The sequence below is a fragment of the Gordonia sp. LMA484 genome, assembly GCF_058129505.1.
In genome coordinates this window covers 2,627,740-2,654,003 of sequence record NZ_CM176700.1, presented here as the reverse complement: position 1 = coordinate 2,654,003, position 26,264 = coordinate 2,627,740, and the positions used below count along the sequence as shown (strand labels likewise).

Sequence of the window (26,264 nt, the reverse complement as noted above, 5' to 3'; positions counted from 1 at the left end):
CCGCGACCAGACCGATCAGTACTCTGACCACCGACAGAACTTTGGCAAGGGAGACATCATGACCAGCGTGTCCGGCACCCACAGCCCCGCCGACGGCGCACCCATCAAGCTGGTGAGCAGGGTTTCGGCGATCAACTGGAACCGCGTCCCCGACGAGAAGGACGCCGAGGTCTGGGACCGGCTCACCGGCAACTTCTGGCTGCCGGAGAAGGTTCCGGTGTCCAACGACATCCCATCGTGGAACACGCTCACCGAGTACGAGAAGCAGCTGACCATGCGGGTGTTCACCGGCCTGACGCTGCTCGACACCATCCAGGGCACGGTCGGTGCGGTGTCGCTGATCCCGGACGCGACCACCCCGCACGAGGAGGCGGTGCTCACCAACATCGCCTTCATGGAGTCGGTGCACGCCAAGAGCTACAGCTCGATCTTCTCCACGCTGTGCTCCACCAAGGAGATCGACGAGGCGTTCCGCTGGTCGGAGGAGAACGAACAGCTGCAGCGTAAGGCGCAGATCGTCATGGACTACTACCGTGGCGAGGACCCGCTCAAGCGCAAGGTCGCGTCCACGCTGCTCGAGTCGTTCCTCTTCTACTCCGGCTTCTACCTGCCGATGTACTGGTCGAGTCGCGCGAAGCTCACCAACACCGCCGACCTGATCCGCCTGATCATCCGCGATGAGGCGGTACACGGCTACTACATCGGGTACAAGTATCAGCGTGGGCTCGAGGTGCAGTCACCCGAGCGCCGTCAAGAGCTCAAGGACTACACCTTCGAATTGCTGTTCGAGCTCTACGACAACGAGTCCGACTACACCGAAGCGCTCTACGACGAGGTCGGCCTCACGGAGGACGTCAAGAAGTTCCTGCGGTACAACGCCAACAAGGCGCTGATGAACCTCGGCTATGAGGCGATGTTCCCGAAGGACGAGACCGACGTGAACCCCGCGATCCTGTCCGCGTTGTCGCCGAACGCCGACGAGAACCACGACTTCTTCTCCGGGTCGGGTAGCAGCTACGTCATCGGCAAGGCCGTCAACACCGAGGACGAGGACTGGGACTTCTAGGCCCGCGTCTCGCGTCCGGGCGTGAGTGCCGTAGATCGGTGTCGCTGGATGACACTGATCTACGGCACAGTCGCCGCCAACACTCACATGGGATCGCGGAGGCGGTCGTAGAGGTCGTCGAGGAGGTCGAGCGTCTCGCCGATGTCGGCGGGCGCCACTCCGGACGCACGCAGTGCCTTCCGTAGCGCATCCGCGTCGAGTTCCATGATCGCGTTCAGACGCGGGGGGTTCGGCAATGCCGGCAGCGCTGCGTTGGTGCCGTAGAAGTCGACGACCGGTGCGGCCCGGCCCGTGTCGGGCTGCGCATCGGCACCTGCATCGGCATCGGTACCGGCGCGGGCGTCGGTGTGCGACGACGTCACCTGTGTCGCGGCGGCCAACAGCGATGGCGTGTCGGTGCCCATCACCGTGAGCAGTGTGGCTGCGCTGCGGTCGATCTCGGCGGCCACCTCGTAGGCGACGCACAGGGCGTGGATGCAGCGAGGCGACTCGTCCGGGCACGTGCAGTCCGACGCGACATCGGCCGACTCCGACGGCAGGATCAGCTCGCCCAACAGTCGGGGCTGCTCGCCACGGGTCAGCGCCATCAGGTCGCCGGTGGCGTCACGCCCGCGCAGCAGGGAGACGACGGTCGGCGCGTCGACCGGACGCATCGTCAGCGTCACCTCGAACGGGTCGAGCTGGCTGCCCCGCACCGAGGCGGTGACCTCGGCGTCGGCGATCGTGATCCGCTCGACATGATGGTCACGGAAATAGCGGCGCGCCTGGGTGATCCGTCGCCGGTCGAGGTCCCCGGTATGCGCACCCTCGACGAGGTCGACGAAGGCCCGACCCCATCGGGTCGTCCCGTAACCGCGGGTCGCCGAGCTCCGCGGAACCCGTCGCTGACTTCCTCGGGGACTCACTCGCTCACCGCCTCGTCCCGCAGACGGAACAGGTCGAACAGTTCGTCGTCCCCGAGATCGGACAGCCAGTTCTCACCGGAGTTGACGGTGAGCCTGGACAATTCACGCTTCGCGGTGATCATCTCGTCGATCCGCTCCTCGAGGGTGCCGACGCAGAGGAACCGGTGCACCTGTACACGTTGGTGCTGACCGATCCGGTAGGCGCGATCGGTTGCCTGATCCTCCACCGCGGGGTTCCACCACCGGTCGACGTGCACCACATGGCTTGCGGCCGTCAGGTTCAGGCCGGTGCCGCCGGCCTTGAGGGTCGCGATCATCGCGGGAGGTCCGTCACCGGACTGGAATCGGGCCACCATGTCGTCGCGATCACCGCGGCTGACGCCGCCGTGCAGCACCGGCACCGGTTCGCCCAACGACTGCGCCAGCCACTGCGACAACATCTCCCCGAAGGCGGCGAACTGGGTGAACACCAACGCCCGGTCGCCCTCGGCGGCCGCGGTGGTCAGGATGTCGATGAGGAGTTCGACCTTGCCCGATCGATGTCGGTTGCGCCGCATCATGTCCGAGTCGTCGGCCAGGTAGTGGGCCGGATGGTTGCAGACCTGCTTGAGGCGCGTGAGGGCGGCCAGGATGTTGCGGCGCCGGATCGTGCGTTGCTGTTTGTTGCGCAACGCCTCCATCAGTTCGTCGATGACCGCGCGGTAGAGCGCCGCCTGCTCCAGGGTGAGGTTGGCCCGCACCGTGATGTCGGCCTTCTCCGGGAGATCGGTGATGATCGACGGGTCCGTCTTCTCCCGGCGCAGCACGAACGGCCGCGTCAGGGCGTTGAGACGGCGAAGGGCGCCGGGGTCGCGGTCACGTTCGATCGGTTCGGCGAATCGCGCCCGAAACCTAGACGCCGATCCCAGCAGACCCGGATTGACGAGGTCGATCACCGCGCGCAGATCCTCGAGGCGGTTCTCGACCGGGGTGCCGGTGAGCGCGATCCGATGATCGGCGGGCAGGGCCCGAACCGCCTTGGCCGCCTTGGTCGAGACATTCTTGAGGTGTTGTGCCTCGTCGACGACGATGCGTCGCCACCGCCGGGCGGTGAGGATCTCCCGGTCACGCGTGGCGATGGCGAACGTCGTGAGCACCACATCGGCCAACGCCACCTGCTGCGCGATGGTGCTCCGCCCGGCACGAGCGGTGCCGTGGTGCACGACTACGCGCAGATGCGGCGCGAACCTGTCGATCTCGCGCTCCCAGTTACCCACCACCGACATCGGGCACACGATCAGTGTGGGTGGGTGCGTAGACGATCCCAGGGTGGCCTTCTCGTGGCACAGCAAAGCGATGATCTGGACCGTCTTCCCCAACCCCATGTCGTCGGCGAGGACGCCGCCGATCCGGTGCGAGGACAGATACGCCAGCCAGTCGAGACCGCGTTGCTGATAGGGCCGTAACTCCGCACGTAGCGACGGTGGCGGAGTGATCGGGGACGGGCGAAGTGCGCCACCCGCGGCGATGTCGTCGAGCCACGACAATCCCTCGATCGAGGTGACCGGCACCGGGACGGTGTCGACGACCAGATTGAACAGTTCGCCCATGTCGGCCGGATGGTCCGACGTCGCCTGCGCTCGCTGGGCCAGGATGAATGCCGCTGCGCGGCTGAGCGCACCACCTTCGGCCCGGACCCAGATGCCGCGAACCCGGACCAGATCACCCTGGCGCCGGGCCAGGTCGGCCAGATCGGCGTCCGACAGGGTGGCCGCCGCCGGATCGTCGCCGAGGGCCAGGCGCCATTCGAACTCGTCGATCTGGGCGACACCGATCTGAGCGGCTCGCCCGGAGTCGCCGACGACCGGGCGGGCGCGCAGCCCGAGTGTCGGACGGACCTCGGCGATCGTGCGGGGGAGCAGCACCGGGCAGCCGGCCTCGGTGAGCGCGGAGGCCCCGTCGGCGAACAGGCGCTCGACGGTCGGTGTGGTGAGCAGGAAGTCCAGGGAGTGGCGGTCTGGTTCGGCGTGTGAGAGCTCCGGGAACACCCGTACCGCGGTCGCCAGGGCGCTCGTCACCCGATCGAGTTCATACTGATCGAGCCGGTGGGGCTGCACAGCGATGATGCGGCCTTCGGAGCTGCGTCGGCACACCTCGAGCCGCCACAGTGTGTGCTCGGGCTGCGGGGCCGGGCGCCACGACTCCTCGGGCTCGTCCTCGGGTTCGTGTAGTCGCAGGACCACCATCGAATCGTCGTGCGGGGCAGCGGAGTTCCATTGCATCCACGCCCCCGACGCGGATCTCAACCGCGCCTGTACGTCGGGTGTGAAGGCCGGTGGGTCGGTTCCGAGCCCGCGGATGAGCCAGTCGGCGGGCAGTCCGTCGGAATTGATCGGCCCGGCGGCGGCGATGCGACCGCGGCATTCAGTATCGACGAGCTCGGCGACGAGGTCGGTGATCGCCGCCTGCCCACCGTTGTCCAGCACCACCTGCGGTGCGGTCGACGAGGCGACCGCAGCCCAGCTACGCCAGGACGGTGTCGGAATCGGTTGCCAGCGCAGCATCGGTTCGCCGTCGATCTCGGCGACACCGGGCGCGACGGCGCCGGCGGACACGTGGCGCCGGACGCCGTCGAGGAGGTGGCGATACCACGAGATCTCTCCGCTGACGGGATGCGAGCGGGTCAGATCGAGCAGGGCGACCGCCGATGCGGTGCCCAGCGTGATCGTCGAGAGGAACTCGCGACGACCCGACTCGCCGATGACGGCGACCTCGCGTCGTGATCGACGTCGCGACAGCTGATCGGCGAGCACCTCGGGCAGGTCGGCCGGGCCGGCGTCGGGTCGGGCCCACCACACCGCCAGACCAACGCCCGGCCGCCAGAGTGTGTGCAGCGGCAGGGTGGAGGGGGTCGGCGCGGTCGAGGCGAGTGCTGTCGACCTATTTGGCGGTGAATCGGGTGGCATCGAGGATCATGACCACCCTATCGTCGACGTCGGACGGAGGCTGCGCGGACGTTTCTCCATACCGTTTGCCGAGGTCCAGATAGAACCGGGCGTTCGTGTCCTCTTCGACCGTGACCAGCCAACCGCGCACCTCGAGACAGCGCGACGGCGCGTCGGGATCGGTGATCATGAACGCATAGTTCGGATTGGCCTGCAGGCTGACGAACTTCTTACGGGGGATCGTCTGACTCATCCGCAGGTGCGCGCCGTCCCAGGTGAACTGCTTGGGCGTCAGGGTGGGCGAGCCGTCCGGACTGACGGTGGCGAGAACACCGACGATGGGTCGTTCGAGCAGATCCGCATAGTCTGGGGGAACCTTGGAGATCATGGCCCCGATCCTATCAACAATGTGTATTACAGAGTGCCTTTCGGTAAGCACTACTGGTGGTGTGCTCCGACGGGCTCGGCAGACACCCGCCGGCGAGCGATCGACCGGACGATCTCCCCCGTCCGGGTGGCGACATTGGAGAGCAACGACGACGAGATGCCATGCGTGTGTTCGGTACCGCCCTGCAGGTAGATGGCACCACCCGGGGTCGGGCGGTGGGTGAGGAGACGATAGTCGCGGGTGACGGACGGCCCCGCGTCATCGGCGACGACATCGCCGGCGAGGTCACCGAGAACCGCGCGAAGGTCCATCTGGTGAAAGCCGGTCGCGCAGACCACGGCGTCACACACCAGGTCCTCGGTGAGGCCGGTGGGCTCATGCGACACGGTCACCACGACCCCATCGGTGTGCTCGTCCACCCGAAGTGCCCTTGACGCTCCGTGCATGAACAGCCGTCGATCCCCGGAGACCCGTTCGGCGTATTCGCGGGCGTAGAGCTCTTCGATCAACGGCAGGTCGACGGCGGAATAGTTCGTCGCCCGGTGGTAGGCCATCAGGCGCCGCCGGAACTCCGGGGTGGATGCGTGGAAGTCGTCGACGGCGCTGGGGTCGAAGATGCGGTTCGCGTACGGGCTGTCGTCGGCGGGGCTGTAGCCGTACTTGGAGAACACCGAGTGCACCTGGGCGGCAGGGTAGGTCGAATGCAGGTACTCGACCGTCTCGGCGGCACTCTGACCGGCGCCGAGGACCACGAACCGGTGGTGGTGTGGTCGTGGCATGTCGGCGAGGTTGCCGAGTAGATCGTGATTGTGGAACACACGCCGCGACGCCGTGACGCCCTGGGGTAGGCGGGCCGACAAACCGGTGGAGACCACGATGTTCCGGGCTCGCACGGTGCCGCTCGTCCGGCCCGCGAAGTCCACCTCGAAGTGATCGTCGACATGCCGGACCTGCCGCGCGGTGGTCCCGTAGGTGACGTCGGCGTCCACCCTCCGCGCCGCCCACTCCAGATAGTCGTGGAATTCGTGGCGGGTGGGGAAGAACGTCTGATGATTGACGAAGTCGATCAGTCGGCCACGGTCGGCCAGATAGCTCAGGAACGAGTACCGGCTGCGCACGTTGCGCTGGGTCACCAGATCCTTGAGGAACGAGATCTGCATCGTGGTGCGCGGCAACAGCATCCCGGTGTGCCATCCGAATTTCTGCTGCCGCTCGACGAAGCGTGCCGACAGCCCGGGTCCGGTGGTCTCGGCGTTGAACTCGGCCGCGGCGATCGCCAACCCGAGATTCGACGGCCCGAAACCTATCCCGACGATGTCGAGGACTCCGGAGGCGTCGGTGGGTTCGGCCATCAGGGTGGGTGCGAGACGGTTGTCGGCGTGCGCGTTGTCGTTCATCGGGCATCCTCGGGTCGGTTGTGCGGGCAATCTGCTGGGATCTGCGATGCGGGTTGTGATGTCGGCGCCCCGGCGATGGTCGGTGACCATCCCCTCCACATCCGGGCGAGGTCGCCGCCGGCGTCGATGAGGTCGTCGGGTGGCCCGTTCTCGGTGATGACTCCGTTGTCGATGACGGCGACCTCGTCGACGGCCCGGATCTGAGAGAGTCGATGGGCGATGACCAAGACGGTGCGGCCACGGGTCGCCGCCTCGGCGGCGGCATCGAGTTCGGTTGCGTGGTGGCTGCCCGCCTCGGCGGTGGCCTCGTCGAGCACCACGATCCGGGGGTCGGCGAGGATCAGGCGTGCCAGCGCGAGCTGCTGGGCCCGGGCGCCGCCGATGCGATGGCCGCCGTCCCCGACGATCGTGTCGACGCCGTCGGGCAGCGTCCGAACCCAGTCGAGGGCACCGACCGTCGCCAGCGCGGCATCGACCTCGGGGCGGGTCGCCCGCGGGGCCGGTAGGCGAAGGTCGTCGATCAGCGGTCCGGCGAAGATGTGGACCTCTTGGCTGATCGTGTAGACCCCCTCCCCGGCGGGGACGCCGATGACACCGTGATCGGGTACCAGCGTTGCGCCGAGGAGACCGGCGACCGTGGATTTCCCGGCCCCGCTGCTGCCGACGAGCGCCACCCGGGTGCCCGGCGGGATGCGCAGGTCGACCCCGCGCAGCACGGGGCGGCCGGTGCGGTAGGAGAAGTGCACGTCCTGCAGCACCACATCGTCGTCGCCACGCCGCTGGCTCGGCTCCGGCGGCGACGAGGCCGTCTGTGCGTGGGTCACGCCGATGAGCCGAGCGACGCCGGTCGCGGCGAGCTGCAGGTCCGCCGCGCTGTAGAGGATCATGCCGATCGGGTTGAACAATCGGTGGAACATCAGGGCCGCCGCGGTGGTGGCGCCCACGGTCACCGCGCCGGCCGACGTGAGGCAGAACCCGATGACGAGAATGGCTGCGAGTCCGACGAACTCGGCGCGATTGGCTCGTCCCACCAAGCGGGTGAACAGGGTGAACGCGGTCATCGACAGATCGCGGGTGCGCCCGGAGGCCCGGGCGATGGCCGTGATCTCGTGGTCGGCGATGCGGTAGGCCCGGACGGTGTCACGGCCGTCGATCGCTTCGATGAGAGCGTGCGAGCGGTGTGCCGCGGCCTGACGTTCGTCGGCGAACACCGGTGCCGAACGCGGCAGGTACCAGCGCAACGCGATCACATACAGCGGGATCGCGAGCGCCCCGCCGATCGCGAGGCGCCAGTCCAGGCCGACCATCGCGGCGAGCGTGACCACACCGAGCGCGGCCGCCGTGACCACGGTGGGCAGCACGGTGGTGACGGCACGGTTGATCGCGGTGACGTCATTGTTCACCCGCGACAGCAGATCGCCACGCCCGGCCGTTTCGATCACGTCGGCACGCATCTGCAACGCCGACACCACGGCGTCCTCACGCAGATCGGCCAGCAGATCGGCGCCGAGCCAGGCGATCGAGTGCACGGTGGCGCCGGCGGCGATGCCGCCGATCATCGCGGCGATGGCCGCGGTCGTCGCGATCGGGACGAGCGTCGAGACGTCGGCGTGCGCGGTGACCCGGTCGACGAGTACGCCGAGTGCGAGCAGCGGGATCACCGCCGATGCAGCGGTGATCAGACACAGCCCCGCCACGGCGAAGGCGCGCCCTTTTCTGCGGCGTAGGCCGGACCCGAGATGACGAAATGTCTGGGCGGGTGTGGCGACCGGCAGCACCGTGGTGCCGGCCGCCGGGGTGGTGTCCGATGCGTGGTTCATCGGGCCATCACCGCCGCATCCGCCCGAGGAGATGTGGCCGCGCCGGCCGGCGCCTTGTCGGGGGCGTGCTGGTCCACGAGCTCGATGACCTGGTCGGCGACCGACCGCCACGCTCGAGCGGCCGTGACCACGACGGTGACGCGGTCGGATCCGTCGTGATGACGCAGGTCGCGTACGGCACGCACGATGCGATGCTCGGTGACCGAGTCGACGGCGGTCGTCGGTTCGTGCAGGACGAGCACCGACGGATCGGTCAGGATCGCTCGGGCCAGTGCCAGTCGCTGTCGCTGACCACCCGATAGTGACTGCCCACGATCGCTGGCCGGGCGTCGCAGCGCGGACGCGGCGTCGGTCGGCGAGTCGGCTGGTCCCTCGTCGACGAGGTCCCGGCTACCCATCGCGGTGAGCACGGCCAGCACGGACTCGGCACCGGTGGTTTGAGCGCCGGCGGCTCCGCCGATGGCGAGGTTGCTGCCGACCGTTCCGGTGAAGAGGTCGACGCCGTGCGGTTCGACCAGGAGACCGCGCGGCCGCAGCGAGGCAGGCAGGGTGGCTGAATCGTGTCCGAGCACGCGGACTTCAGCGTCCGGTGACCCGTCCTGTCCGTCCAGGAGATCCACGAGGCGCTGCGCGAGGACGGGGGATGGCGCGACGAACACGGCGAGTTCGCCGGGCCGGACCCCACATCGCAGCGCGCCGACCGGGCTTGCCGCAGTGGCGCAGAGTGCGACGACGGCCTCGGGTTCCGTTGTGTTCGCGACGATGTCGACGGTCGCGTCGACCGATGCCCCGGGTGCGTCGACGCCGGTCACCGTCGATGCGCGTCGGACCCGGTCACGGCCGGCGGGTGCCACCGTGGCGATCCGGTCGGCGGATGCTCGGGCGGTGGCGACGCGACCGGGCATCATGGCGAGGACGGCCAGTGGTTCGGTCAGGAACTGGGCCACGCCGAGCACCGCGATGAGCGCACCGACGGTGATGCGGTCGGTCAGCGCGAACCAGCCGGTCAGCGTCGCCACCCCGACGGCGAGTACGCCGGTGACACCGGTGGCGGTGCCGAAGAACATGCCGTGGCCCACCGCTGCCCTCCGCCCCGCGGCACGAGCCTGCTCGTTGACTGTCCGATAGCGTTGCGCGGCAACGGTTTGCGCTCCCATCCCACGCAGTGCCCGCAGTCCGGTGAGCAGATCGGTGGCGACGGCGGTCGCGCGACCGATGTGGTGTTGCTGCGCACCGACACGTCGGGTCACCAGCGGGGCCACCACCTGCACGAGCGACAGGATCACCGGTACGCCGATCAACACGATGACCCCGAGCGTGACGTCCACCGACAGCAGGGCCACCGCGCACGCGGTCAGGGCGGTCACCGCGGCGACGGTCTGCGGGACGAAACGGAGCAGACCGCCCGTCTCGTCGGCGTCGGAGTTCGCGATCGACAGGAGGTCGCCGGTCCGCTGCGGTTCCCCGGCCTCAGCCGGGTCGAGAGACTGGGTGGCGCAGCGCAATCGCAGTCGGTGGGATTCGTCCTGGGCCGCACGCATCGCGGCGCGGGCGCCGTATCGGTAGCTCACCGTCAGTGCGACGAACACGGCGGCCAGGACAGCGATCCCGCGGATGAGCGCGGTGACGTCGGCGTCGGCGAGCGCACGGTCGACGATGACGCCGATGAGGATCGGCACCGCGACCTCGCATACCTGGTGCACCGACAGCAACGCTGCTGCCCGGATGAGGGTGGATCGATGGACGCGGAGGCCCTCGGTGAGGATGTGGCGTCCGTGTCCTGCGGGCCCGCCGAGGTGGGCGGGTGCCCGGGTGGTCGCGATCATCGACGCCCGTGCCGATCCGCGGCTGACACCGACGCGCCGTGCGGGTCGGACCGTCGTAGATGCGCGTCGATGGCCGGACCGATCTCGGCTAGCGTTCCGAACGAGCACATCTGCCAATGCGTCGTCCGGACGCCCCGGCGGTCGATCGCGTCCACGTAGGGTTCCCAGCCGAGGACCGTCGACGACGATGTGAGTGGGTCGTCGTCGGCCGCAAAGAACAGCAGCTCGGCCGACACGTGGACCGGATGGTGCACGCGCACCAGTTGATCCGTGTGGGCGGCCCCCGCGACGAGTTGCTCGACGACCGCGGATCCCAGCCCCGGCGGAGCGTCCTCGATGAGTGCGAGGAGTTCGGACACCGACGTCTCGGACACCTGGGAATGCGGATCGGCGACACCGGCGACCGGATGGTCGGACAGTCCGAGCGCGCTCAGCAGGTCGTGCATCCGCAGATCCCGCGACTCTCCGGCCACCGCGCCCAGATCCGCGACGCTGTCCAGCATCGTGAGCGAGGCCACCGGTTCACCGGCCGCCTGCAGGCGCGCGGCCATCGCGTGGGCGATCACCCCGCCGATCGACCAGCCCAGCAGGTGAACGGGGCCCTGGGGTGCGACCCGTCTGATGTCGGCGACATTGCGCGCGGCGAGCGCGTCGATCGAACCGATCGAGGTCACCGGATCATCACCAGCGACCAGTCCGGGCAGCTGTATCCCGTAGATGGGGCGGTCATGGATGTGCCGGCCCAGACCTCCGTACCCCCAGGACAATCCGATGGCGGGGTGGACGCAGAACAGCGGGGTCGCGTCACCGGACGCACGGATCGGCACGATCGTGGCGAGTGCGTCGTCGTCGGCGAGGGGCACTGGCTCGTCCAGCAGACGTGCCAGGCTTCTCGGCGTCGCATCCTCGAGGACGGCGGAGACCGGCAACGTCGTGCCGGTCGCATCGCGCAGTCGGGAGACCACGGCGAACGCCGACAGCGAGGTACCGCCGAGCAGAAAGAAGTCGTCATGCACGCCGACCTGCTCGAGCCCGAGCTCGCGGGCGAACTCGTCGACCACGAGCCGCTCGGTCGGTGACGCCGGCGCCTCGTAGGTCGTGGTGGGCCCGAACAACGGCTCCGGCAGCGCGTGCTCGTCGATCTTGCCGGACGGAGTGGTCGGGATCTGGTCGACCACGACCACCGCCGACGGGACCATGTGGCGCGGAAGAGTTCTCGCCAACCTGTCGATCACCGCCCGTGGTTGCGGGGCGTCAGCCCCGGCCACGGCCACGACGTAGCCCACCAGGAGGCGTTCGCCGCGGGGACCGGCCCTGCCGACGGCGGCCGCCTGACGTACATCCGGACGCCGCAGCAGCGCCGCCTCGATCTCACCGAGTTCGATTCGATGGCCGCGGACCTTGACCTGGCGGTCGGCCCGGCCGAGGTAACTCAGCGCGCCGTCCGTGCCGATCGTGACGAGGTCGCCGGTGCGGTACATCCGGTCACCCGGTCGGCCGTGCGCGGCGGCGACGAATCGCTCGGCGGTGAGCGCGGCGCGCCGATGATATCCGCGGGCCAGGCCCGGCCCCGCGAGGTACAGCTCGCCGACGACGCCGCGCGGCACCGGCCGTAGGGCCGAGTCCAGCACCAGCGCCTCGAAGCCGTGCACCGGATGCCCGATCGTCACCGGTGCCCCAGCCCGCATGCTCGACGGCTGCAGGTCGGCGACCGTGGCGATGTCGGTGGCCTCGGTCGGGCCGTACCCGTTACGCATGATCCGTCCCGGCGCCCAGCGGGCGACGGTCTCGCGGCTGACCGCCTCGCCGCCGACGCCGAGTACCCGAACCCCGGCCAGCGCCGCGGGGTCGGTCATCGCCAGCAGGGTCGGCGTCATCAGGGCGTGTGTCACACCCTCGGACCGGATGAGATTCCCGAGCTCCGACGGGCCGGCGTCGGGATCGCTGATGACCAGGGTCGCCGAGGCCGACAGAGCCGCGATCTGCTCGCCGATCGACATGTCGAAACTGGGTGAACTGTTGTGCAGGAAGCGCGAATCGGGGTCGACGAGATAGGTGTGGAGTCGTTCGGCCGCCAGGTTGGCGAGGCCGCTGTGCGTCACGATCACGCCCTTGGGCAGACCGGTCGACCCGGATGTGTAGATCAGGTACGCGGGGTGGCCGGTCTGCTCACGACGCGGTCGCTCGCAGCCTCGGTCGCGCTCCGTTGATCCGCCCCCGACGGCGTCGTCGTCGATCACGATCCAGCTGACCGTGTCGGGCAGTCCCGGCCGCGACCGACGGTCGGTGATACCCAGGCGGGCGCCGGAATCCGAGAGCAGGTGGGTGATGCGCGCGTGCGGGAGCGTCGGGTCGACAGGCACGAACGCCGCCCAGGTCTTGGCCACCGCCCAGATCGCACGCACCGAGTTCGCCGAGCGGGTCAGTGCCACCGCGACATAGGTTTCGGGTGCTGCCCCGGCGTCGACGAGGATCTCGGCGAGTCGGTCCGACCATGCGTCGGCCTCACGATAGGTGATCGACCGGCCGGCCCAGCGGATCGCCACGCCGTCCGGCCTGCGGTCGACGGCACGTCGGATGATCTGTCGCAGAGTGAGTTCCGGTTCGGCCGGAGCTCCGCGCATCGGGACCAGGGCACGCCGTTCGGTGGGAGTCGGGCCGCAGAGCTGCGCGAGGGTCGTCGCCGGGTCCGCGACGACAGCACGGAGTGCCTCGTCGAAGCGCTCGACGATCGACGCCACGGTGGAGGTGGCGATGGCCACCGGGTCGTGGGTGAAGCGCAGCGCCGGTTGCGGTCGCAGGTCGACGGTCAGCGTCAGGGGGTAGTGGGTTGCCTCGGCCATGTCGATGTCGGCCACCCGGATGCCGCCCATCGCATCCGCGCCGCGCAGAGCGTCCATGTCGACCGGGTAGGACTCGAAGGCGACCAGCGTGTCGAACCCGGCGCCGGGACCGGCTGTCCGCACGATGTCGGTGAGTCCGAGATGGTGATGGTCGATCAGGGCGCCCTGTTCGCCGTGCAGCCGTCGCCACACGTCGTCGATCCGTTCGTCGGCGTCGGCGCGTACCCGGACCGGGATCGTGTTGATGAACAGTCCGACCGTCTCCGCGACCCGGTCGACGTCCGCCGGTCGTCCGGAGACGGTCGCGCCGAAGGTGGCGTCGACGCCGCGACCGGTCGAATCACGGTCGGCGACGATGCGGTCGAGCAGGATGCCCCACAACGACTGGATGAGGATGTTGGTGGTCACGCCGGATTCGGTGGCGCGGCGGGCGATCTGCGCCCAGCGTTCGGGGCCGAGGATGACGATCTGACGGTCGAGACGCCCGGACGGCGCGGACGCGGACGGCGCCACCAGGGTGGCGTGTGAGCGTCCGGCCAGCGCTTGGGAGAACGCGTCGAGGCCTGCGGCGCGGTCACGTCCGGCCGCCCACACCAGGAACTCTCGGAAGCTCGGGGCGGGCCGGAGCGCGTCCGGGGCGCCGTGGGTGTGGTAGAGCGTCAACAGATCCCGCAGCAACAGAGGCATCGACCAGCCGTCGGCGACGATGTGATGCAACGTGACCACGAGTTCGGTGACGTCGGTGGCGACCCGCACGAGCGCGAAGCGGACCAGGGGCGGGCGGTCGAGGGCGAAGCGTGCACTTCGTTGGACGTCGCGGATCATCGTCACGTGCGCGGCGATGTCGGAGGGGTCGAAATCCTCGCCGGTGAGATCGGTGACCTGCCAGGACGGATCGTCGGCGGCGGTGACGACGGTGACCAGGTCGCCATCGCCCGTTGTCACGAACGCACTGCGCAGGGCGTCGTGCCGGTGCAGCAGCGCCTGCGTGGCGCGGTGCAGTCGGTCTGCGTCCACCGGGCCGGTCAGGGTGATACATGCCTGGGTCACGTAGCTGTCGGCGGTCAGAGTGGACGGATCGTCGGCGGCCAGTGCCGCGTGGAACGCGAGTCCCTGCTGCAGAGGGGCGGTGGGCCACACATCGGCCATCCCGGGAAAGGCCAGGGCCAGGCGGTCGAGATCGGCCTGTTCGACCCGGGCAGGTCGGACATCGGACGGAGTCCATCCGTGCTCTCCCCGGGTGAGGCCCTCGAGAAGGTCGACCAGCGCCGCCCGCCATCGCTCGGCGACGGCTGACGCCGTGCTCGGATCGATCAGGCGTACAACGTGATCCAGCGTCACCCGGAGAATGGGCCCATCGCCGGAGGAGTCGATGACGATCGCGTTGACATCGAGCGGCGCGGCCGCCGGCATGTCGGCGTCGGGATCGGCGGCCGGTGACCCGATCGCATCGGAGGGCGTCCAGCCGATCCCGGTCAGGCCGGACGGCAGCATCCCGGTGGACACCCGACCGAGGTAGTTGAACGCGATGGTCGCGGACACCTCCGGCAGCGTCGGCGTGCGGGACAGATGTCGGGCGATGCCGTATCCGGCGCCACGCGAGGGCACTGTGCGTATCGCCTCCTTGACTGCCTTGACCGCCTGAACCGTGGCCGCCACGCGGTCGGCCGCCGGGTCCGCGGGCAGGTCGATGCGCACCGGGAAGGCGGTGGTGAACCAGCCGACCGTGCGGGACAGGTCGACGTCCCCGACCAGATCTTCTTCGCGGCCATGCCCTTCGATCTGGACGACCGGCGCGGGCACCCCGCAGTCGGCGAGAGCGACCAGCAAGGTCGCGAGGAGTATGTCGTCGACCCCGGCGCGCAGTGCGGTGGGTATCTGGTCGATCACGGTCTGCGTGGTCTCCGGGTCGAGGTCCACGATGACCCGCCGGGTGCGCACCGCGAGATCCTGCAGGGGATCGACACGCATGCTCGGCGTCGACGCCGCGGACGCGAACTGGCGCGACCAGTGGTCGGCCTCACGCTCGGCGATCGTGTCGGCCTGTTCGGTGAGCGCGTGTGACCAGCGGCGCATCGACGTCCCGTTCGCGGGCAGCATCGGCGGGCGACCGGCGTCGATCGCCGCCCACGCGGTGATGAGATCACCGACGAGGATCCGCCAGGAGACACCGTCGACGACGAGGTGATGGATGACGACGATCAGCAGGTCGTGCTCGGACCCGTCGCGCACCAGCCACACGAACTGCGTCATCGTGCCGGAGCGTGGGTCGAGACGCGACAGTGCGCCGTCGGTGGCCGTTGCCGCCACCGCTGCCGCATCGGCGTCGCCGACCTCGACGCGGGTGAGGCGTTCGCCGGTCGAACCGGCACCCGCGGGCGGCACCTGCAGCCCGAGTGACCGGGTTCCCGGTTCCCCGACCAGTTGCGCGCGCAGGATGTCATGGTGTCCCACAACGGCATCGAGGGTCGCCACGATCCCGGCGCGGTCGATGTGGGCCGGCAGTTCGAGAGTCAGATGCTGCGCGTACCGCCGATGACCGCCGCCACGCTCGACGAGCCACCGCATGATCGGCGTGGCCGGCAGGAATCCCACCGGGCCGCCGGGCAGTTCGGCGAGAAGGTGCCGCTCCTCGGTGGTGGCCACGGCTGCGACGCCACCGACCGTCTTGCGTTCGAAGACGTCGCGCGGGGAGAAGTGCAGGCCTTCGCCGCGTGCTCGGGACACCAGGGTGAGAGCGCCGATGCTGTCACCGCCGAGGGCGAAGAACGAGTCGTCCGCGCCGACGGCGTCGACCCCGAGAACCTCGGCGAACAGGACGGCGAGCCGTTCTTCGACGGGTCCGGTGGGGGCGCGGAACGGTGCCTCGGCGATGAACGTCGGAGCGGGGAGCCGGGCCTGATCGAGCTTGCCGTTGGCGGTCCGGGGCAGGTCGGCGAGCGGCATGAACGAATCCGGGATCAGACCTGCCGGGAGCCGGGACTCGCAGTGACGTCGGATCGCGGCCACATCGACTGTGCCGGCGACACCCACGACGTAGGCGATCAGCCGTTTGCCCATCGGGGTGTCGCAGACGAGCACCGCGTTGCGGGCGACGGACGGTGCGTCGCCGACCACGGCCTCGATCTCCCCGAGCTCGATGCGTCGGCCGCGGATCTTCACCTGGTCGTCGGAGCGACCGTGGTAGCGCAGGCACGGTGCATCGTCGTCAACGGTCCAGCTGACGACGTCGCCCGTGCGGTACATGCGGGCACCACGACGATGCGGGTGCGCCACGAAACGTGCAGCGGTCAGCGCGGATCGACCGTGATAGCCGCGGGCGAGCCCCGGTCCGGCGAGGTAGAGCTCGCCGCGCGCGCCCGGCGGGACCGGTCGCATCCGGGAGTCGAGGACGAGCAGCTCGAAACCGTGGACGGGTCGTCCGATGGTGATCGGCTGATCGGCGCGCAGCTCGGCGACGGTGGCGATGTCGGTCGCCTCGGTGGGCCCATAGCCGTTGCGCATCAGGCGTTCCGGTGCCCATCGCCGGACGACGTCGGCGGTGACCGCCTCGCCGCCGACCCCGAGGACGCGCAGTCCGTCGAGATCGGCCGGGTCGACGGTGGCCAGCATCGTCGGGGTGAGCAGGGCGTGGGTCACACCGGCGTCGCGGATCAGTTCCGCGAGCTCGGTCGGCGGTAGCCCCGGGGAAGCGATGACGAGTCGGGCGGCCGCCGAGAGCGCCGAGATCTGTTCCCCGATGGCCATGTCGAAACTCGGCGACGTGTTGTGCAAGAAGCGCGCCGAGGGCTCGACCCGATAGGTGCGACGCCGTTCCGCGGCCAGATTGGCCAGGCCCCGGTGGGTGATCGCAACCCCTTTGGGTTGACCGGTCGATCCCGATGTGTAGATCAGGTAGGCGATGTGGTCGAGCCGGATCGGACTCGGCGGAGTCGGCAGTGCGTGTGGGCCGTGTGGATTCCGGGGGCTCCCGTCGAGCCGGGGGAGATCGTCGAGGACGATCCAGTCGACATGGTCGGGCAGCCGGGACCGTAGCGCCGCGGTGGTGATGCCGATGCGGGCGCCGCAGTCCTCGAGCATGTAGGCGATGCGCTCGGCCGGATAGTCGGGATCGATGGGGACGAAGGCCGCTCCGGTGGCGGCCACCGCCCACATCGACCGGACCGAATCGGCCGACCTGTGCATGGCGACGGCGACGAACTCCTCGGGCCGGGCACCCGCATCGATCAGGCGTCCGGCCAGTGCCGTCGCCCGATACGCGGCGTCGCGGTAGGTGAGATGCGTGGCCCCGTCGACGATGGCGATGCCGTCGGGATTGGCCTCGGCCGCGGCGGCGATCAGGCCGGGGAGGGTCTGCGGCGCCACCGACGGGCGACCGGCCGCCGGCACGAGTGTCCTGCGCTCGGCATCTGAGAGGATGCCGATGTCGACGATCTTCTCCTCCGTCGTGGCATCGACGATCGCCTCGAGTACCCGAAGTAGGCGGTCGTGGTGGCGCTGCAGCGTGTTCGCCTCGTACAGAAGATGATTCGCGTGCAGATCGACCTGCATCGCGCCGCCGGCACCTGGATAGACATTGATGGTCAGGTCGGCGACAGGGCCCGTCGACAGGACCGAGAAATGCCCGGTGACCTCACCGAGGGAGATGTCGGTGGGGAAGTTCATCACGTTGACCGTGGGGCCGTACAGTCCGCCGAGAGCAGGCCCGTCGGCGCCGCTCCCGAGATCACGCAACAGATCCTCGCTGCGGTAGCGCTGATGACGCAGTGCGCCGGTCAATTCGAGTTGCACGGCGCGCACGAGGTCACCGGTGGTGGTGTCGTCGCTGATCCGCAACCGGATGGGGACGACGTTGGAGACCATCCCCGCGGACCGGCGCAGCACGGCGTTGGTGCGCGCGGTGACCGGCAGGCTGAGCACCACGTCATCGGTGTCGGTGGCGATGGAGAGGTAGGCGGCGACGGCGGCCACCAACACCGCCGCGTCGATGCTGCCGTGACGCCGTGCGGCGGCGGCCAGGCGTTCGGTGAGGTCGGCGCCGAACGGCCCACCGGTGCGCAGGGGCACGATGTCGGGTGTGGCGGTGCCGTCGGCGAGCGAGATGGGTTCGGGCAGCTCGGCCGCCTTGGCGATCCAGTGATCGCGGTCGATCTGGTATCGGCGTGACCTGCGGTACTCGTCCTCCGCGGCGAGCAACGCGGACAGGTCGGGTGCCACGTAGCCGGCGTCGTCGCGTCCGGCCCGTATCGCCGAGTAGAGCTCGGCGGCCCGATTGATGAAGCGGATCGCGCCGTACCCGTCGACGACGATGTGGTGGATGCAGGAATACCACAGGTAGTGGTCGTCTCCGAGGCGCAGGACCGCGCCACGGATCAGCCGATCCCGCACCAGATCGAACGGCGCGGTGTAGTCGGCCACCATCCAGGCGTGCGCTGCGGCGCCCGGATCGGGTTCGTCGCGCAGATCGACCCGGGTGAACGTGTCGTTCTGCTCGTGGTCGATCGTCTGGCGCGGCTCGCCGTCGACCTCGGCGATCCGCAACATGCCGCTGTCCACCTCGTGCAGCCCGCGCCGACAGACCTCGTCGAGCAGATCCACATCCAGCCCGCCGGTGAACTCGATGACATTTGCGATGACGATCGGGGTGTCCGGCAACATCTGCTGGGCGAACCAGATCCCGCGCTGGGCGGCGGTGAGGGGAAGCGTGAGGGCTCCTTCCGCCGTGCCGGCTTGCGCCCTCGCGTCGTCGAGCATCACGCGGTCGTGCGAGTCAGAGTTCATGGACATCCTCGCGATCCCGGGCGGACCGATCAGCCCGCCATGTTAGGTAACCATTACCTACGAGAGATTAGGGTTGCATATCCTCACCACATCGGCAAAGGTGGGGCGGAAACAACGCAGTCCCAAACGCAGTCACACCATCGAACGCAAGGAAACATGCATGCGGGTCGTCACTTTCGGCTATCAGACCTGGGGTCACAAGACTCTCGAGGCGCTCATCGGATCCCGCCACGAGGTCGTGTTGGCGGTGACGCACCCGCCGAGCGAGCACTCCTACGAGACGATCTGGTCGGACTCGGTCGAGGATCTGGCCCGCGCCCACGACATCCCGGTCCACCTGGCGCAGCGACCCGATGCGGAGCTGATCGAGCGGGTGAGGGCTGCCGAGCCCGACATCATCGTCGCCAACAACTGGCGTACCTGGCTGCCCGGTGAGCTCTTCGACCTGCCCCCACACGGCACGCTCAACCTGCACGACTCGCTGCTCCCGAAATTCACCGGGTTCTCGCCGGTGATCTGGGCGCTGATCAGCGGTGAGTCGGAGGTCGGCCTGACCGCGCACCGCATGGACGACGGGCTCGACACCGGCGACATCGTGCTGCAGAAGGCGGTGCCGATCACCGCCACCTCGACGGCGACCGAGTTGGTGCGCGCGACCATCGACATCATCCCGGAAGTGCTGACCGAGGCCCTCGACCTCATCGAGTCGGGCACGGCCGTGTGGACGCCGCAGAATCTGGCCGATCGCACGTTCTTCCACAAGCGCGCCGACATCGACTCGCGCATCGACTGGTCGTGGCCCGCCGATCAGATCGATCGGCTCGTGCGGGCGCAGTCCGATCCATATCCCAACGCCTACACCCACTTCCGTGGCGAGCGGCTACGCATCACCAAGGCGTCGGTCTCACGGTGCATCTATGGCGGTACGCCGGGCCGGGTGTTCATCCACGAGGGCGACGGCATGGTGATCGTCGCCGGTGCCGACGCCCATCTGGGCCGCAACCGCGGACTCGTCATCGAGCGACTGCGGACCGACGACGGTGTGGAGCACGACGGGAAGGTGTTCTTTCCCCACGGCGGCGGCTACCTCGGCTGAGGCCGATCGGACCTCGATCAGGCAGTGACCTCGATCAGGCGGTGACCTCGATCAGGCGGTGACCTCGATCAGTCTGCCCGTCGCGACATCGAACACGAAGCCGCGCAATGAACTGGTCTTGCTGACGAATGGACTCGTGCGAATCCTCTGCAGTGACTGGCGGACATCCTCGTCGAGATCGGTGAAGGACTCCGCCGACCATGCCGGTTTCTGGCCGATCTCGTTCTGGATGTCGCGTTTGAAGTCGTCGTCGGTGAACGTGAGCATCCCGCAGTCGGTGTGGTGGATCAGGATGATCTCGGTGGTGCCCAGGAGCCGTTGGCTGATGGCCAGCGAACGGATCTCGTCGTCGGTGACCACCCCGCCGGCGTTGCGGATCACATGTGCCTCACCGTCTTTGAGTCCCAGGATGCGGTACACGTCGAGCCGTGCGTCCATGCACGCGATCACGGCGACGTGCCGGCTCGGCGGGAGCGGGAGCGGCCCGTCGAAGGTCTTCGCGTACTCGGCGTTGTTGGCCAGGTATTCGTCGGTGACACTCATGTGTCGATCTTCGTCCCGACGGGCACCCGAGCGTGAGGGTTTGGCCCAGGGTGAGGAATAGTCGGGGCGTCGCCCGGGATCAGCGCCAGTCGGCGAGCAGCTCGGTGGCGCGCTCGGCGAGGTTCATCTGCCACAGCGGACCGAAGCTGACCCGACCCACGCCGAGCTCGGCGAAGTGGGCTCGGGACCCCTGCGCCGGATTGCCGATGGCATTCACCGGCAGCGGCAACTCGGCACACAGCCTGCGCTGGACATCGTCGTCGTGGAACCCGACCGGGTAGAGCGAACTCGCGCCGGCCTCGGCGCACAACGTCAGTCGCGCGACCGCGCGTTCGACCCGATCGGACTCGTCGCCGACCTGCTTGAGGAACAGATCGGTGCGCGCATTGATGACCACCGGAACCCCCGCGGCCGTGGCCGCCGACCGCAGCGCACCGACCAGGTCGGCATGTTCGGCCGCGTCGCGGAGACGGCCGCCCTCGGAGTGCACGGTGTCCTCGATGTTGAGGCCGACCGCGCCGGCGTCGAGCAGACCGTCGATGAGCCGTTCGGGCGATTCGCCGTACCCGGATTCGATGTCGATCGACAAGGGGACGTCGACGGCACCGCTGATCTGGCGGACCCGGGTGAGCAGTTCGTCGAACGTCATGCCCTCGTTGTCGGCGCGGCCGATGGAGTCGGCGACCGGGTGACTGCCGACGGTCAGCGCGGCGAAGCCGCCGGCGACCGCGAGGTTCGCCGACCACGCATCCCACACGGTCGGGAACACGCCCGGATCCCCCGGCCGGTGAAGGTCGAGCAGGGTCTGGGCCTTGGCGGCGAGATCATGAGTTGCCATCGAGGGACTCCTTGAGGTCATTGAGTACCAACCATGCGGCCGCAAGGCCGGATGAGCGGTACCAGACGTCGTCGTCGACGGCGAGGACCCGCTTCCAGGTCGGTGCCCCCATGTCGAGCCACCGATCGCTGAGCAGGACCTCTTTGCCGTGTGCCAGGCCGGCATCGCCCTGAAAACCAACGTAGATCAGATCCGCGTCGGCGTCGGTGAAATTCTCGTCGGTCAGGGTGAACGATCGGGGGGACCGCTGCGGTTCGGGCCGTTGCACGCCGACCGCGGACAAGATCTGACCGGCGAAGGAGTCGGTGCCGGCGACGATCTCCGAATTCCCGGTGAATCTGATCAGCGAGATCTGGTTGTGTTCGGCATCCATCCGGCGGCCGGTCTTGCGGGTCTCGGTGTCGAACTCGTCGAGGAGCCGGGTTCCGCTCGACGATCTGCCGAGGGCATCGGCCACCGCCTGGAACTGCGCGCGCCAATCCGTCCCCGGTTCGATCGTCACGACACGGGTGTCGCCGAACGCCGTCGACGATGCCGCCGTGCGCGGGGTGGTGAGCACGATGTCGGGCTCGGCCTGGGCGGCCGCTGCCGCGTCCGGTGTGGAACCGATCGTCGGCACGGAGGTGAGCTGCGGCCCCAGATAGGCGGGGATCGACCCGTCGGCGGCGACGGCGACGACCTTGGGGCCGATGCCGAGCGCGCAGACGGCGTCGAGCAGCGACGGGTCGGTGACGACGATGCGGGTGATGTCGGTGGCACCGGGGTCGGGGGCTGTGGGGGCCAGGCAGGTGCGCGTCAGGTCGCGGTCGGCGTTGACGATGTTCACCTCGGCGACGCGGGTGGTGACGGTGGAGATGGGCGACCCGTCCGGGTCGGTCAGCGGTTGATCCTGCCCGCAGGCGGCGAGGATGCCGACGGCGCACACGGACATGATGACGCCGACCATCCGCGCCGGACCGCGGGTCATCCGGGGCCGGGATCGGGCAGTCGGAATCCGGGTCTCGCCGCTGCGATGCACGCGATCACGCTAGCACCGGGGCGGACGCCGTCCGATCGCGGTCGCGGCGCGGCGCGCGACACGCTCCCCGGCGGCCGTCGGCGGCACCGCGCGTCGTCTGCGGCGCGCCTGCTGATCTGCGGCGATGGGCTCGTTCGCAGATCGAATACGACAGATCGTAGGACCCACTCGGCTACCGTCGGTATGAGGGTTTAGGATCAGTTACCAGCGCTCGTTTTGTTCATGTGGCGACCGCGGGGAATCGGCAGGTTGACCGACCCCGACGGCTGCGCAACGAGGAGGATCTGTGACCGCGGTTGACCAGCCCACCACGCAAGTGGCTCCAGTGCGTCCCTTTCCGGAGCGCTATCAGCCCAAGGGTTCGTTCATCTACAAGCTGATCACCACGACCGATCACAAGCTGATCGGCATGATGTACATCACCGCCTGCTTCGCCTTCTTCCTCATCGGCGGACTGATGGCGCTGTTGATGCGTGGTGAGCTCGCCCATCCGGGCATGCAGTTCCTGTCGACGGAACAGTTCAACCAGCTGTTCACCATGCACGGCACCGTGATGCTGCTGCTCTACGCGACGCCGATCGTCATCGGCTTCGCCAACTTCGTCCTGCCGCTGCAGATCGGCTCGCCCGACGTCGCGTTCCCACGTCTGAACGCGTTCGGCTTCTGGCTGTTCGTCTTCGGTGCATGCATCGCGCTGGCCGGCTTCATCACCCCCGGTGGTGCGGCCGACTTCGGCTGGACCGCCTACACCCCGCTGACCGACGCCATCCACTCGCCGGGCGTCGGCGCCGACCTCTGGATCATGGGTCTGGCCGTCGGTGGTCTGGGCACCATCCTGGGTGCGGTCAACATGGTGACCACGGTCGTCTGTCTGCGTGCACCCGGCATGACCATGTTCCGCATGCCGATCTTCACCTGGAACATCCTCGTCACCAGCGTGCTGATCCTGCTCGTCTTCCCCCTGCTGACCGCGGCTCTGATGGGACTCGAGGTCGACCGCCAATTCGGTGCCCACCTTTACGACCCCGCCAACGGCGGCGTGATCCTCTGGCAGCACCTGTTCTGGTTCTTCGGGCACCCCGAGGTGTACATCATCGCCCTGCCGTTCTTCGGCATCGTCTCCGAGGTGTTCCCGGTGTTCGCGCGCAAGCCGATCTTCGGCTACTCGGGCCTGATCTATGCGACCTTGTCGATCGCGGCGCTGTCGGTGGCCGTGTGGGCGCACCACATGTACGTGACCGGTGCGGTGCTGCTGCCGTTCTTCTCCTTCATGACCTTCCTGATCGCGGTCCCGACCGGTGTGAAATTCTTCAACTGGGTCGGCACGATGTGGCGAGGGAACATGACGTTCGAATCGCCGATGTTGTTCTCGGTCGGCTTCATCGTCACCTTCCTCTTCGGTGGCCTGACCGGTGTGCTGCTCGCCAGCCCGCCGCTGGACTTCCACCTCTCCGACAGCTACTTCGTGGTCGCGCACTTCCACTACGTGCTCTTCGGAACGATCGTGTTCGCCACGTACGCCGGCATCTACTTCTGGTTCCCCAAGATGACCGGACGCATGCTCGACGAGCGTCTCGGCAAGTGGCACTTCTGGCTGACGTTCATCGGTTTCCACACCACGTTCCTGGTGCAGCACTGGCTGGGTAACGAGGGCATGCCGCGTCGCTACGCCGACTACCTGCCGTCGGACGGTTTCACCACGCTGAACATGATCTCGACCGCAGGTGCCTTCATCCTCGGCCTGTCGACGCTGCCGTTCCTGTGGAACGTCTTCCGCAGCTACCGTTACGGCGAGGTCGTCACGGTCGACGACCCGTGGGGCTTCGGGAACTCGCTCGAGTGGGCCACCAGCTGCCCGCCCCCGCGGCACAACTTCACCGAGCTGCCCCGTATTCGCTCGGAACGCCCTGCCTTCGAACTGCACTATCCGCACATGATCGACCGGATGCGGGCCGAGGCCCACGTCGGCCCGGGTCACGGGGACAGCAGCAAGTCGGTCGAGGACTCCCGTCGGGAGCCGTTGACGACGGGCAGTCACGAGGGTTCCGGGGATTCGGATCCCCGCTGACGTCGCCGGCGAACGCGAACACGTGGCGAACACTCCGGGTGACACGACAGTTCTGATCACCGTCACCGGGCCGGACAAGCCTGGCGTCACCTCAGTACTGATGGGGGCTTTGGCAGGCCAGCAGGTCAGTCTCCTCGATGTGGAGCAGGTGGTGATCCGCGGCCGGCTCACCCTCGGCGTGCTGGTGTCGGCGTCCGGTGACGCCGAAGAGCTCCAAGACGTGGTCGAGCAGGCCATGGCATCCATCGGTATCGACGTCATCGTCGAGGTGGGCGCGGCGAGCACCGGTCGGCGTCCGTCGAGTCATGCGGTGGTGGTACTCGGCAGCCCAGTCACCGCACGCGCATTCCGTGCGCTCGCGGCGGAGCTGGCCAGTCAGGGCGCCAACATCGATCTGATCCGCGGGGTCGCCGACTATCCGCTGACCGGACTGGAACTCATGGTCAGCACCGGGCGTGACAGCATCGCTGCCGACTCGGCACTGCGCAAGGGCATGGCGGCCGTGGCGGCGCGTCACGGCGTCGACATCGCCGTCGAGCGCGGCGGTCTCGCCCGGCGGGCCAAGCGGGTCATCGTCTTCGACGTCGACTCCACCCTCATCCAGGGTGAGGTCATCGAGATGCTCGCCGCGAAGGCCGGCCGGGAGGCCGAGGTGGCGGCGGTGACCGAGGCGGCAATGCGTGGCGAACTCGACTTCTCCGAATCGTTGCACCAGCGTGTGGCGGTCCTGGCCGGGCTGGACGCGAGTGTGATCGACGACGTCGCGAGTTCGTTGCAGTTGACCCCGGGCGCCCGGACCACGATCCGGACCCTGCATCGACTCGGCTACCACTGTGGTGTCGTGTCCGGCGGATTCCGCCAGGTCATCGACGGACTCGCGCATGAGCTCGAGCTCGACTTCGTCCGGGCCAACACCCTCGAGATCGTCAGCGGCAAGCTGACCGGCCGCGTGATCGGAGAGGTCGTGGACCGGGCCGGAAAGGCCAAGGCGCTACGGGCGTTCGCCGATCAGGTCGGCGTACCGATGGAGCAGACGATCGCCGTCGGTGATGGCGCCAACGACATCGACATGCTCTCTGTGGCCGGGCTGGGGATCGCGTTCAACGCCAAGCCGGCCCTGCGTGAGGTCGCCGACGCGGCGTTGAGCCACCCGTTCCTCGACGCGGTCCTGTTCATCCTCGGGGTGACCCGTGACGAGATCGAGGCCGCGGACGCTGCCGACGGGGTGTATCGGCGGGTCCCGCTCAGCTGAGCTTCTCCCGGATGCTGCGCACGGCGATGTGACCGGCCATGTCGCATTCCTTCAAGGAAGTTCGCCGCGATGGGCGCATCATCGAAGGTGACACACCACAGAGGAGAGGACCTGCAGATGACCGCCACCGGAAACATCGCCGACTTCGCGATGCTGACCCTCGACTGCCCGGATGCGAAGGAATCGGCCGAGTTCTGGTCGGCGGTCCTGGGCTGGGAGATCACCGCATCGGGTGACGGCTACGCAATGCTCAAGGGGTCGGGTCCTGCCCTCGGCTTCGGTTCGGTACCCGACTACGAGCCGCCGGCGTGGCCGAACGAGCACGGCTCCAAGCAGTTCCATTTCGATCTGGCGGTTGCCGATCTCGACGCCGCCGTCGATCGGTGCGTGGCGCTGGGCGCGAGGCTGCCGGCCGAACAGCCGGGGGAGACCTGGCGGGTCCTGCTCGATCCGGCAGGACATCCGTTCTGCCTGACCAAGGCCGAGAACTGGGGGTGAG

General features: G+C 68.5%; 15 protein-coding genes. 5 read left to right on the top strand and 10 right to left on the bottom strand.

Annotation, left to right across the window (positions count from 1 at the left end):
• Positions 1-58 precede the first annotated feature (58 nt).
• Positions 59-1,066 (top strand): class 1b ribonucleoside-diphosphate reductase subunit beta, encoded by a 1,008-nt coding sequence (nrdF, locus tag AC4AMJ_RS11610; protein ID WP_489896391.1) that lies wholly within the window; start codon positions 59-61, stop codon positions 1,064-1,066.
• 83 nt (positions 1,067-1,149) lie between these two features.
• Here the strand turns inward: nrdF and AC4AMJ_RS11605 are convergent, their stop codons facing one another.
• Genes AC4AMJ_RS11605 through AC4AMJ_RS11575 form a run of 7 tightly spaced genes read right to left on the bottom strand, consistent with a single transcriptional unit; the run spans position 1,150 to position 18,950 of the window.
• The gene (locus AC4AMJ_RS11605; RefSeq protein WP_489896390.1) at positions 1,150-1,971 is read right to left on the bottom strand and encodes an SWIM zinc finger family protein; all 822 of its coding nucleotides are present in this window, start codon (positions 1,969-1,971) and stop codon (positions 1,150-1,152) included.
• Positions 1,968-4,916, bottom strand: coding sequence for a DEAD/DEAH box helicase (locus AC4AMJ_RS11600; protein WP_489918101.1), 2,949 nt, complete (start codon positions 4,914-4,916; stop codon positions 1,968-1,970). Before AC4AMJ_RS11600 ends, AC4AMJ_RS11605 begins: the two co-directional genes overlap by 4 nt.
• A complete protein-coding gene (locus tag AC4AMJ_RS11595) occupies positions 4,891-5,283 on the bottom strand; it encodes a pyridoxamine 5'-phosphate oxidase family protein (RefSeq protein WP_489918100.1) in 393 nt (130 codons plus the stop codon). The genes AC4AMJ_RS11600 and AC4AMJ_RS11595 overlap by 26 nt, the downstream gene beginning before the upstream one ends.
• A 50-nt stretch (positions 5,284-5,333) precedes the next feature.
• Positions 5,334-6,635 carry a lysine N(6)-hydroxylase/L-ornithine N(5)-oxygenase family protein gene (locus AC4AMJ_RS11590; RefSeq protein ID WP_489918417.1) on the bottom strand — a complete coding sequence of 434 codons (1,302 nt, stop codon included), beginning with the start codon at positions 6,633-6,635 and terminating at the stop codon, positions 5,334-5,336.
• A 41-nt stretch (positions 6,636-6,676) separates the two neighbouring features.
• Entirely contained in the window at positions 6,677-8,500 is a 1,824-nt protein-coding gene (locus AC4AMJ_RS11585; RefSeq protein WP_489918099.1) for an ABC transporter ATP-binding protein, read from the bottom strand.
• Entirely contained in the window at positions 8,497-10,326 is a 1,830-nt protein-coding gene (locus tag AC4AMJ_RS11580; RefSeq protein WP_489918098.1) for an ABC transporter transmembrane domain-containing protein, read from the bottom strand. Before AC4AMJ_RS11580 ends, AC4AMJ_RS11585 begins: the two co-directional genes overlap by 4 nt.
• On the bottom strand, positions 10,323-18,950 hold the full coding sequence (locus tag AC4AMJ_RS11575) for an amino acid adenylation domain-containing protein (protein ID WP_489918097.1): 8,628 nt from the start codon (positions 18,948-18,950) through the stop codon (positions 10,323-10,325). The genes AC4AMJ_RS11580 and AC4AMJ_RS11575 overlap by 4 nt, the downstream gene beginning before the upstream one ends.
• A 160-nt stretch (positions 18,951-19,110) precedes the next feature.
• Here AC4AMJ_RS11575 and AC4AMJ_RS11570 point away from each other — a divergent pair, with 160 nt between their 5' ends.
• Positions 19,111-20,046, top strand: coding sequence for a methionyl-tRNA formyltransferase (locus AC4AMJ_RS11570; protein ID WP_489896384.1), 936 nt, complete (start codon positions 19,111-19,113; stop codon positions 20,044-20,046).
• A gap of 51 nt (positions 20,047-20,097) precedes the next feature.
• Here AC4AMJ_RS11570 and AC4AMJ_RS11565 read toward each other — a convergent pair whose 3' ends face one another.
• The 3 genes from AC4AMJ_RS11565 to AC4AMJ_RS11555 all read right to left on the bottom strand — a co-directional run bounded on the left by AC4AMJ_RS11565 (position 20,098) and on the right by AC4AMJ_RS11555 (position 22,394).
• Complete coding sequence (locus AC4AMJ_RS11565; RefSeq protein ID WP_489896383.1) at positions 20,098-20,589, bottom strand: beta-class carbonic anhydrase; 492 nt, start codon at positions 20,587-20,589, stop codon at positions 20,098-20,100.
• Between the two features lie 79 nt (positions 20,590-20,668).
• Entirely contained in the window at positions 20,669-21,427 is a 759-nt protein-coding gene (locus AC4AMJ_RS11560) for an isocitrate lyase/PEP mutase family protein (RefSeq protein ID WP_489896382.1), read from the bottom strand.
• Positions 21,414-22,394 carry an ABC transporter substrate-binding protein gene (locus AC4AMJ_RS11555; protein ID WP_489900966.1) on the bottom strand — a complete coding sequence of 327 codons (981 nt, stop codon included), beginning with the start codon at positions 22,392-22,394 and terminating at the stop codon, positions 21,414-21,416. The genes AC4AMJ_RS11560 and AC4AMJ_RS11555 overlap by 14 nt, the downstream gene beginning before the upstream one ends.
• 337 nt (positions 22,395-22,731) lie before the next feature.
• On the opposite strand from AC4AMJ_RS11555, the gene ctaD reads away from it, so the two are divergent.
• From ctaD to AC4AMJ_RS11540, 3 genes are all read left to right on the top strand, one after another.
• Positions 22,732-24,513 (top strand): aa3-type cytochrome oxidase subunit I, encoded by a 1,782-nt coding sequence (ctaD, locus tag AC4AMJ_RS11550; protein ID WP_489896381.1) that lies wholly within the window; start codon positions 22,732-22,734, stop codon positions 24,511-24,513.
• Positions 24,514-24,535: 22 nt separating this feature from the next.
• The gene (gene serB / locus AC4AMJ_RS11545) at positions 24,536-25,765 is read left to right on the top strand and encodes a phosphoserine phosphatase SerB (protein WP_489896380.1); all 1,230 of its coding nucleotides are present in this window, start codon (positions 24,536-24,538) and stop codon (positions 25,763-25,765) included.
• A 117-nt stretch (positions 25,766-25,882) separates the two neighbouring features.
• Complete coding sequence (locus AC4AMJ_RS11540; RefSeq protein WP_489896379.1) at positions 25,883-26,263, top strand: VOC family protein; 381 nt, start codon at positions 25,883-25,885, stop codon at positions 26,261-26,263.
• Position 26,264: the final 1 nt, after the last annotated feature.

Excerpts from the sequence above, each read along its gene's own strand:
- nrdF (WP_489896391.1), top strand. The coding sequence starts at position 59 with ATGACCAGCGTGTCCGGCACCCACAGCCCCGCCGACGGCGCACCCATC.
- AC4AMJ_RS11600 (WP_489918101.1), bottom strand. The coding sequence starts at position 4,916 with ATGCCACCCGATTCACCGCCAAATAGGTCGACAGCACTCGCCTCGACC.
- AC4AMJ_RS11595 (WP_489918100.1), bottom strand. The coding sequence starts at position 5,283 with ATGATCTCCAAGGTTCCCCCAGACTATGCGGATCTGCTCGAACGACCC.
- AC4AMJ_RS11590 (WP_489918417.1), bottom strand. The coding sequence starts at position 6,635 with ATGGCCGAACCCACCGACGCCTCCGGAGTCCTCGACATCGTCGGGATA.
- AC4AMJ_RS11585 (WP_489918099.1), bottom strand. The coding sequence starts at position 8,500 with ATGAACCACGCATCGGACACCACCCCGGCGGCCGGCACCACGGTGCTG.
- AC4AMJ_RS11580 (WP_489918098.1), bottom strand. The coding sequence starts at position 10,326 with ATGATCGCGACCACCCGGGCACCCGCCCACCTCGGCGGGCCCGCAGGA.
- AC4AMJ_RS11575 (WP_489918097.1), bottom strand. The coding sequence starts at position 18,950 with ATGAACTCTGACTCGCACGACCGCGTGATGCTCGACGACGCGAGGGCG.
- AC4AMJ_RS11570 (WP_489896384.1), top strand. The coding sequence starts at position 19,111 with ATGCGGGTCGTCACTTTCGGCTATCAGACCTGGGGTCACAAGACTCTC.
- AC4AMJ_RS11565 (WP_489896383.1), bottom strand. The coding sequence starts at position 20,589 with ATGAGTGTCACCGACGAATACCTGGCCAACAACGCCGAGTACGCGAAG.
- AC4AMJ_RS11560 (WP_489896382.1), bottom strand. The coding sequence starts at position 21,427 with ATGGCAACTCATGATCTCGCCGCCAAGGCCCAGACCCTGCTCGACCTT.
- AC4AMJ_RS11555 (WP_489900966.1), bottom strand. The coding sequence starts at position 22,394 with ATGACCCGCGGTCCGGCGCGGATGGTCGGCGTCATCATGTCCGTGTGC.
- AC4AMJ_RS11540 (WP_489896379.1), top strand. The coding sequence starts at position 25,883 with ATGACCGCCACCGGAAACATCGCCGACTTCGCGATGCTGACCCTCGAC.